Origin of the sequence: Hungatella hathewayi WAL-18680, assembly GCF_000235505.1 — a bacterium.
Lineage (GTDB): Bacteria > Bacillota > Clostridia > Lachnospirales > Lachnospiraceae > Hungatella_A > Hungatella_A hathewayi_A.
This window is the reverse complement of record NZ_JH379027.1, coordinates 2,459,521-2,461,995: the sequence shown is the minus strand read 5'-3', so window position 1 is coordinate 2,461,995 and position 2,475 is coordinate 2,459,521. Positions and strand designations below refer to the sequence as shown.

Genomic DNA, 2,475 nt, shown 5'->3' with positions numbered 1-2,475 from the left:
GGACGGTTTCCACGATTTTTAACCGGCTTTTTCTCTATCTCTGCCATTTCTTATTACCTCCTAGTTAATTGTTGTATCACGTTCCACTCAGGTTTATTTCACGCCAAAAATGGCCATAAAGGTACCTGCCGCCACTGCCGTACCGATAACACCTGCCACGTTTGGTCCCATGGCATGCATCAGAAGGAAGTTGGTCGGGTCGGCCTCGGAGCCCACTTTCTGGGATACACGGGCCGCCATCGGCACTGCGGACACACCGGCGGAACCGATTAACGGGTTCACCTTGCCTCCGGTTACCTTGCACATCAGCTTGCCAAACAGGACGCCGGCAGCCGTTCCCACTGCAAATGCAATCAGGCCCAGCAGCACGATTTTGATGGTATCCAGGTTTAAGAATGCCTCCGCGCTGGTGGTTGCGCCGACAGAGGTTCCCAGCAGAATCACGACGATGTACATCATAGCGTTGGAAGCCGTCTCGGACAACTGGTTTACCACGCCGGACTCTTTGAACAGGTTACCTAACATCAGCATACCTACAAGCGGAGCCACGGATGGCAGAATCATACATACCACGATGGTAACGATGATTGGGAACAGGATTCTCTCCAGCTTGGATACCGGACGAAGCTGCTCCATCTTGATTTTTCTCTCTTTCTCCGTGGTCAGCAGCTTCATAATCGGCGGCTGGATAATCGGAACCAGAGCCATGTAGGAGTAAGCAGCTACCGCGATGGGTCCCATCAGTCCGGTCTGTCCCAGCTTGCCTGCTAAGAAGATGGAGGTAGGGCCGTCAGCGCCACCGATGATGGAGATGGCCGCCGCCGCTTTCTCGTTGAATCCCATAAAAATAGCCATAAAATATGCAGAATAGATACCGAACTGAGCCGCTGCTCCCAGCAGGAAGCTCTTCGGGTTAGCAATCAGCGGACCGAAATCCGTCATGGCGCCAACACCCATAAAAATCAGGGAAGGTAAAATACTCCATTCGTCCAGCACGTAGAAGTAATGAAGCAGACCTCCAACACCTGTCGATGTATCTTCAGGCGCCGCCATAATCTGAGGATAGATATTTACCAGCAGCATACCGAATGCGATTGGAACCAGAAGCAGGGGCTCAAACCCCTTCTTGATCGCCAGGTATAAGAATACACAGGCCACGCCAATCATAAGCAGGTTGCCACCGGTCAGATTTAAGAATGCTGTCTGCTGAAGAAGATTCCCCAATGTACTTGTAATATAATCCATGTCAATCCCTCCATTTGGACTTGCGTTTACAACGCGTTATCCTAGTTTAATGTAACCAGTGTGGCGCCAGCTTCTACGGAATCACCAGCAGATACGTTCACACTTGCCACAGTTCCATCGGAAGGAGCTACGATTTCATTTTCCATCTTCATGGCTTCCAGAACTACGACTACGTCGCCTTTCTTCACGGCCTGTCCAACAGCGGCCTTCACGCCCAGAATCTTGCCTGGCATCGGAGCCGGAACCACCACGGAACCTGCTGCTCCTGCCGGTGCTGCCTTTGGTGCGGCTGCCGGTGCTGCTTTCGGCGCCGGCGCTGCTGCTCTTGCCACCGGTGCTGCGCCTGTGGACGCGCCCTCTTCAACGGTTACTTCGTAAACATTACCATTCACTGTAATTGTATAATTTTTCATGAAAATAATCCTCCTAATTGATTAAGCTATGTCGTAAAATAAGCTCGTTACTTGATTAAGCGCGTTTCCATTTCCCTGCTGACGCGCGGCGGATGGAGCGGACCACCAGTCCGTCTGCCGATGTGTTTTCGGATGCCGCGATGGCCGCCGTAATCACTGCCACCAGTTCCAAATCATCCACCAGATTCTCATCTGCCCGGATGGCCGGCGCTGATGCCGGACTCTCAGCCAGCGCCGGGGCGCCGCCATTCTTTTTATTCTTCATATTCTCTTCCCACTTGTTGATATAGCGGAAGCAGCCAATCAGAAGGCTGATGAAGATTAATACGATAAATACGGTTCCCATACCCATCAGGGTGTTCATGCCGGCCTTCGCCAGTTTCTCGCCGGTGGTGTATACCGGGTTGAAGGTCATGGACGTGATGTTGACCATATCTTTGTCCAGGGTAATCACAAACTCCACCGGACGTTTTGCAAACTGGCTGTTGACGGTAATGCTGTAACCGCCCTTGATTTCCTCCACAAAGCCGTCGCCTGTGGATACGAACGCTCCCAGGTCATCCAACAGCGCCTGATAACTCTCAAGACCTGCCGCCAGCGCCTCCGCGCCGCCTTCCCGGTTCTGCTCGATGACAATACTCATATCCGCCGCAGGGATGGAGGCGATATTCTCCAGAAGTCCTGCCGTCTGCTGCTGCAATGCCATAGACATAGACGCATCCACGGAGGAGGACTTTTCATCCGCCGCCCCGCAGGCAGACAGGGAAAGGAGGCAGACTGCCATGCATATTCCCAATACTAATCGTTTACTATTCTG

At 52.5% G+C, this 2,475-nt stretch carries 3 protein-coding genes; all 3 read right to left on the bottom strand.

The features are described from left to right. Positions 1-93 precede the first annotated feature (93 nt). Positions 94-1,245 carry a sodium ion-translocating decarboxylase subunit beta gene (locus HMPREF9473_RS11045; protein WP_006780192.1) on the bottom strand — a complete coding sequence of 384 codons (1,152 nt, stop codon included), beginning with the start codon at positions 1,243-1,245 and terminating at the stop codon, positions 94-96. A 41-nt stretch (positions 1,246-1,286) separates the two neighbouring features. After that, positions 1,287-1,658, bottom strand: a complete 372-nt coding sequence (locus tag HMPREF9473_RS11040; protein WP_006780191.1) for a biotin/lipoyl-containing protein — start codon at positions 1,656-1,658, stop codon at positions 1,287-1,289. A 55-nt stretch (positions 1,659-1,713) separates the two neighbouring features. Continuing rightward, positions 1,714-2,475 (bottom strand): OadG family transporter subunit (locus HMPREF9473_RS11035; protein ID WP_006780190.1); only part of this gene is annotated, 762 nt, incomplete at its 5' end.